Source organism: Limnofasciculus baicalensis BBK-W-15 (assembly GCF_024178385.1).
GTDB lineage: Bacteria > Cyanobacteriota > Cyanobacteriia > Cyanobacteriales > Coleofasciculaceae > Limnofasciculus > Limnofasciculus baicalensis.
On sequence record NZ_JAMZMM010000353.1, the window covers coordinates 1 to 6490 of the forward strand.

At 41.2% G+C, this 6490-nt stretch carries 7 protein-coding genes and 1 pseudogene; 4 read left to right on the forward strand and 4 right to left on the reverse strand.

Annotated elements, in window-relative coordinates; all coding sequences use genetic code 11:
- Positions 1-15 precede the first annotated feature (15 nt).
- The gene (locus tag NJ959_RS24190; protein ID WP_254014309.1) at positions 16-639 is read right to left on the reverse strand and encodes a hypothetical protein; all 624 of its coding nucleotides are present in this window, start codon (positions 637-639) and stop codon (positions 16-18) included.
- Between the two features lie 134 nt (positions 640-773).
- A complete protein-coding gene (gene ribD / locus NJ959_RS24195) occupies positions 774-1916 on the reverse strand; it encodes a bifunctional diaminohydroxyphosphoribosylaminopyrimidine deaminase/5-amino-6-(5-phosphoribosylamino)uracil reductase RibD (RefSeq protein WP_254014310.1) in 1143 nt (380 codons plus the stop codon).
- Between the two features lie 241 nt (positions 1917-2157).
- Here ribD and NJ959_RS24200 point away from each other — a divergent pair, with 241 nt between their 5' ends.
- From NJ959_RS24200 to NJ959_RS24215, 4 genes are all read left to right on the forward strand, one after another.
- Entirely contained in the window at positions 2158-2424 is a 267-nt protein-coding gene (locus NJ959_RS24200; protein WP_254014311.1) for a hypothetical protein, read from the forward strand.
- Positions 2402-3490 carry a thiamine phosphate synthase gene (locus NJ959_RS24205; protein ID WP_254014312.1) on the forward strand — a complete coding sequence of 363 codons (1089 nt, stop codon included), beginning with the start codon at positions 2402-2404 and terminating at the stop codon, positions 3488-3490. Before NJ959_RS24200 ends, NJ959_RS24205 begins: the two co-directional genes overlap by 23 nt.
- Positions 3483-3704, forward strand: coding sequence for a sulfur carrier protein ThiS (gene thiS, locus NJ959_RS24210; RefSeq protein WP_254014313.1), 222 nt, complete (start codon positions 3483-3485; stop codon positions 3702-3704). The genes NJ959_RS24205 and thiS overlap by 8 nt, the downstream gene beginning before the upstream one ends.
- Before the next feature lie 139 nt (positions 3705-3843).
- Positions 3844-4812 carry a DUF1517 domain-containing protein gene (locus NJ959_RS24215; protein ID WP_254014314.1) on the forward strand — a complete coding sequence of 323 codons (969 nt, stop codon included), beginning with the start codon at positions 3844-3846 and terminating at the stop codon, positions 4810-4812.
- A 274-nt stretch (positions 4813-5086) separates the two neighbouring features.
- Here NJ959_RS24215 and NJ959_RS24220 read toward each other — a convergent pair whose 3' ends face one another.
- Positions 5087-6163, reverse strand: coding sequence for a hypothetical protein (locus tag NJ959_RS24220; RefSeq protein WP_254014315.1), 1077 nt, complete (start codon positions 6161-6163; stop codon positions 5087-5089).
- Between the two features lie 36 nt (positions 6164-6199).
- Positions 6200-6490: pseudogene (locus tag NJ959_RS24225) on the reverse strand (Npun_R2821/Npun_R2822 family protein); the annotation flags it as partial.

Below are 6490 nucleotides of genomic sequence, written 5' to 3' on the forward strand. Positions count from 1 at the left end.
CCTCCCACTCTTCCCCTATTTTGCTGGTGGAAAATTTTGTGGCGGAATATCCGGATAGGGATTTACAGGTGGACTCCCCTGGGATCGATCGATCATTTTGGAGACCAAAGAGTAGCTAAAATAGGAAGGAACCGCGATCGCACAGAAAACCGCGATCGCCCCTAACCAGTGGAAAGGTGTCCATGAAGAGCCATAATAAGTGCGATAGGGATCGTGAGGAATCCTTTGGGCATCAATCACATCCCGCAAAGCAATTAGTCGCTTAAACCTTACTCGTCGATCGTCCAGTTTTTCTAACAGAATCCAGCCCGCCATTGCCTCTTCTTCACACAACCTTTTAAAAACAGTAGGATTGTGAAACAGATCCCGATCAGATCTAACAATTTTAAATTCCCAACCCACAAGATGTGGATCTCTTGATGGTAGCTCCGGATGACTAGCTCCGTTAATATTACCATTCCATTGTGGGGATTTTGCTAATGCTGAGTCTTCTTTTGATTCAAAACAGGTCAACGTTTCTTCCTCCTCACGATCTAACCGACTGGTAACCATCTGCCGCCATCGCAGCCATGTACTTACAACCACCGCCTGCCAACCAAAATTGCCAACCAGCAGGCTGAGAATTGTTACTTCAAGCATTTTTCAGTTATTGGTTATTGGTTATTGATTGTTAGTTGTTGGTTATTGGTTGTTGGTTATTGGTTATTGGTTGTTCATTTTTACTAATGTACAAACAACAAAAAACAAATAACTAACAACAAATAACTAACCTGTTAAGGTAAATAGCCTTCCACCACATAATCCGATCCTAACTGACGCCAACTCACCCTTTCTAATGTCAAAGCATCTGTCATCGTTGCCAAACCCAAATCCCCCACAGGTGAAGGGGCGAATTGTCCCCCAACTATTTTTGGGGCAATAAAGGCTAAGACTTTTTGAACTGTGCCATCAGCGATTGCTCTTGCCGATAACGTGCCACCACATTCCCACAACACCATAGAAAGCTGTCTGTCATACAAATATGCCATTGCTTTAGCAGGTGTCAGGGGTTTTAACGTCACCACCTCTACTCCCTTGTTCAACAACTGTTCCCGCAAATCCGGATGAGCTTCAGTCTCAGTCAATACTAAAGTAGGAGCATCCGCAGTTTGCCAGAGATGAGCATTTAGTGGTAAGTTTAGTGTTCTAGTCATGACCACCCGTAGGGGATTGTGGGCATCTGGATGATGGCTGGTCAGGTGAGGGTTATCTAAACGGAGGGTATTGCCGCCGATAATTACTGCATCGCAAGCTGCTCGGAGTTGATGAACCAGAGCGCGTGATTCGGCTCCTGTAACCCAAGTACTATGTCCGCTAATTGTGGCAATTTTGCCATCAAGAGTCATGGCATACTTCAAAATTCCCAAAGGACGCTGATAAAGTATCCGATGAATAAAAGCTTCATTTAACTGTCGGCAGGCTTCCTCTTCCACACCTACAACCACTTCAATCCCTGCCTTTCTTAACCTTTCAATGCCAGATCCCGATACTAGGGGATTGGGATCTACCATTCCCACTACTACCTTAGCTACTTGGGCTGCTATTAATGCTTCCGAACAAGGGGGTGTTCGTCCATAATGATTGCAAGGTTCAAGACTGACATAAATAGTTGCTCCCCTAGCATTGTCACCTGCTTGGCGCAGAGCAAAGACTTCCGCATGTGGTTTTCCTGCACCTGGATGAAACCCTTCCCCAACTATCTCTCCATTCTGGACAATTACCGCACCCACTAGGGGATTGGGGGTGGTTCTGCCGAGGGCGCGACGGGCAAGTTCGATGCACCGTTTCATCATAGCACGATCGCAGGCGGACACCAGAGGAGGCGCTGGCGAGCAAGATTGAAAATTCGACTGGGCATTAACGGAAGAATTTTGCATTAGTATTGTGTTTGTCAGTTTAACTGGGGAGATATAATTGAATAAATTAAGAACTTAATCCCTTTATCCCCTTCATTCTAAGGTAGAAATTGTAACACGCTAATGTAGTACAAAAATGCCTCAAATTCCTTAATCTGAAGCATTAAAACTAGATCTCTATAAGCTCTGTTCGTATCTAAATCGGTTACAATTGATATCTTGCACCATTCTCAACAATAGCATTACCTTGCACCCTATAGTCATGTTCGCTCCCATCAATGTTCTGCTATTTTACGCTATGATTATTATTTGTAAAGCGATTATTTGGCTAACATCCGCCGAAACGATCGTAATTTTTGATAATAGTAATAATTGGGATTTAGCTGATTTTGAAATTAACAATGGGATGATTGACGATCTTAAGGAATATATTGGTAAACAGAAGGTCTTTGATGATATTAGATTAGTGGTATTCAATCATGTAGCTGACGGAGGAGTAGTTCCCGATGAGCGATTTATACAGTATTAGTAAATGGCAAGAGCCAGCAATTTGTCGCATTTTAGATGCTAATTTAGATCGAGCTAGAGAAGGCTTGCGCATTATTGAAGAATGGTGTCGTTTTGGTTTGAGTAGCATCCAGATGGCTGGTGAATGTAAGGAAATGCGTCAGGAATTGGCAACTTGGCACTCTGACGACATTCGGGCAGCGCGGGATACTCCTGGAGATCCCGGTACTGAACTTACTCACCCCCAGGAAGAACAACGAATTAGCATTAAACAGGTTCTCCAAGCCAATTTTTGCCGCACTCAGGAGGCTTTGCGAGTATTGGAGGAATATGGGAAACTTTATAACTCTAGTATGGGTGCGGCATTTAAGCAGATGCGCTATCGAGTTTATACTCTAGAAAGTCATTTGCTAGCCTATCAGCGCCATCGCTTATTGGAGCAATCTTTTCTATATTTAGTAACATCAAATTCAGATCAATTATTTCTCACTGTAGAAGCGGCGCTTCAAGGTGGACTAACATTAGTTCAATACCGGGAAAAAAATGCAGACGATACGATTAGACTGGCTAATGCTCATAAAATCCGGCAAATCTGCCATCATTATGGGGCATTATTTATTATGAACGATCGCGTCGATTTGGCTCTGGCAGTTGATGCTGATGGCGTTCATTTAGGACAGCAGGATGTCCCAATTGCATTCGCACGACAGTTATTAGGTCCCCATCGCATCATTGGTCGTTCTACCACAAACCCAGACGAAATGCAACGTGCGATCGCAGAAGGAGCAGATTATATTGGTGTAGGACCAGTATACGAGACACCAACTAAAGCTGGCAAAGCAGCCGCAGGTTTAGATTATGTCAAATATGCGGCTAAAAATGCTTCAATTCCCTGGTTTGCCATCGGCGGAATCGATCCCAATAACCTGAATGATGTTTTAGATGCTGGTGCTGAAAGAGTGGCTGTTGTCCGTGCTATTGTTCAGGCAGAACAACCAACTCTAATTACTCAGTATTTTCTCTCTCAACTAACAAAAGAACAAACTCTCCGTCGCCTTGAATCCCGTATTTCTCAATCTCATGTTTGATAACACTAATTTAATTACCCTCCAAGTTAACGGCGAATCCTCTACCTGTTCCCCACAAACCTATCTGCCCCAATTTATCGAAAAAATGGGCTTAAATCCCCGATTGGTTGCTGTGGAATATAATGGGGAAATTCTCCATCGGCAGTTTTGGGAAAATACTCAGATTAAAGCAGGGGATAATATTGAAATTGTGACTATTGTGGGAGGGGGATAACTGGTGGAATTATTTTTTTTGATAAACGAATCATTTAAGCTCACTATGTAAACGATATAACGAGATGATGTCAAGAGCATGATGGTGAGATAGAATAAGGATTGTGCCAAAATGTTGAAACATGTTCGATCCAATCCCTATGCGTAAAAAACTTTTCTCAGCAATCAAACCACTTTTGAAATCCCTAGTTATCGTCGGGCTGATTTTTACCCTAGTACTGAGTAACGCCAGTGACGCTTTAGCCCGTGGCAGTGGCGGGCGAATTGGTGGGGGTTCATTCCGGATGCCCAGTCGTAGCTACTCAGCCCCTAGTAGTAGCTACAGCGCACCAGTGGGAGGTGGCTATGGCTATGGCTATGGCGGTGGATTTGGTGGTGGCTTTGGCTTTCCATTCCTGTTGCCCTTTTTTGGCTTCGGCGGATTTGGCAGTATCTTTGGTATCCTGATTTTTATTGGGATCGCAAATTTCCTATTCCAAACCTTCCGCCGTATCGGTGAGGGTAGCGATGATACCGTTTCCGGTTCAATTAATACCAAAGTTTCTGTAGCGCGAGTGCAAGTGGGGCTATTGGCTGAAGCGCGGAATTTGCAACCCCAACTTGACGCTTTGGCACGGACAGCTAATACTAGTTTAGCTTCTGGTCGCGCTCAAGTCATCCAAGAAGTTACTTTGGCTTTACTGCGCCACCCAGAATATTGGGTATATGGTGCAGCTAGCAGCCAACAAACGGGATTAGATGCTGCTGAAGCAAAGTTCAATCAGTTATCATTAGCTGAAAGGAGCAAATTTAGCGAAGAGACTTTATCTAATTTTAGCGGTCAACTGCGCGAAGGTAGTTCTAAATCTGCCGACAAAGGTGGCGAGTTAGTTGAAAGCACAGCCCCAAGTGAATATATTATTGTCACCATTGTGGTGGGTGCTGAAGGTAAGCTTTCATTACCAACAATTAATAGTTCCGATGAATTGGGTAATGCCTTGCGGGAAATAGGCGGAATTTCTAGCGAGCGTTTATTGGCGATTGAAGTACTATGGACACCACAAGCCGAAGGGGATACTCTGACAACTGATGACATTTTGGCTGGATATCCTGACTTGAAATTGGTGTGAGGTTAGAGGTAGGCAGTAGGAAATAACTGAAAACCTGATATAAAGGCGGTAATTCTTGTCGGGTGCGTTAAGGAAGTTTAACTTAGATCTTGCACCAGTTGCCAAAACCGCCAGTGGCTATCAGCCACTGTCTAATAGCTTAAGTCCGTTAAAACGGACTAATATCTAGATTAATAGTCAGTTAAAACCGACTTAAGCTATTAGACAGAGAATAAATTCTCTGGCGGGTTTTTGGGGTTATTGAACATGGTGCAAGATTTCAGTTTAACCCACCCTAAACTTTGTTGTCACACAAACAAGAAGCAAAAATTTCTACAACTTTGTCCAAACTATGTTTGCCATACCATTTATGGGCATTATTAGCAATCTCATCAAGTTGTTGAAAATTTAAACTTTGTAGTTGTTTGCTAGGAAGTACATAATTTTTATTCACTTCCAAACCATCAAATTGAGAACAATTATCAACTGAGTTAATTGGCAGTAAACCATGACTACAGTAAGCAGCAAATATAGTTGATTTTCCCAATTTGCCCAAAGAATGAGAATAATCTACAAAGCCAGCAAATGAAGTTAACATTAGCTCACTAATTACTTCTTGCTGTTGTATCCCCATTTCAACAATAGGCATTTCCGGTAAATCAGAGAAAGATACTCCACAAGATGGTCCAATATCATAAATTTTCTCAATTTCCAAAATTTTGCAACATTCTGAAAGCTCTTGAGAAAACTTTTGATAAACAGAGCGACGAGATTTAGAACCAAATACAATTATGGTACGGTTTCGTTCAGATAATGATGGAATATGGCTGGGTTCTCCAATATTTGAAAAATTAGGTAGACAAAAAACTTTACGTCTTAACCATTTTGAAAGATAAGTTTGAGAAATAGAATTATTAGTAACAATACTATCAGCCATCATTCCCGTACTAAGACAAGAAAAAATATGTTTAGGAGCAGGTAAATTCAGTCCTTTTCTTTTAAAACTAGTTGTTAATTCATGAAACATCACTACTAACTTAAAGTTATGTTTCTTCCTAGCTATTCGTAAGTTGTGCAATAACCATAAAGCTGTTTCTTGACGCTCCACAAAGTTATAGTGAAGGATGACACCTTCAAATTTATCTGGAAGTAATGAAAGAAAATGATCTGAACCGTGTTCCTTTAATCTCTTGACAGGAAATTGATCGATATAAGGATGCTCTTTTACATATTCTGAAAACCATAATTCATAGGTTATGAAATGAGTAAATATGTTTTGGTTTTCCAAGAGTTTTCTAGCAATTTCTACGGAATAGTCTCCAATCCCAGTTGCTAGAGGTGGAAGATGAGGAACTAATTGAATAATGTTCATCGACATGGTTTGATTAAGAAATAAATCGCGTTCTATTTACACAAATGCACGTCTGATCTTATTTTTAACTTTTTGATTTTTCTCATTAAGCAACTCCAATATCGTTTTCCTTCTTAACATACTAGGCTTTTGTTCAGGATTCATCAGAAAACGGTAATGAAGGAAAATATCCTTATATCTCACATCTTCATCTATGCCATTACATAAATTACGAAATTGAGCAATACTGTAATTCATGTAGTGAATCCGATGAATTGGTTTTAACTCGTCTTCATTATAAAGTACATTATTTATCTTGACAAAAGGATCTGAATCAGCACAATTTCC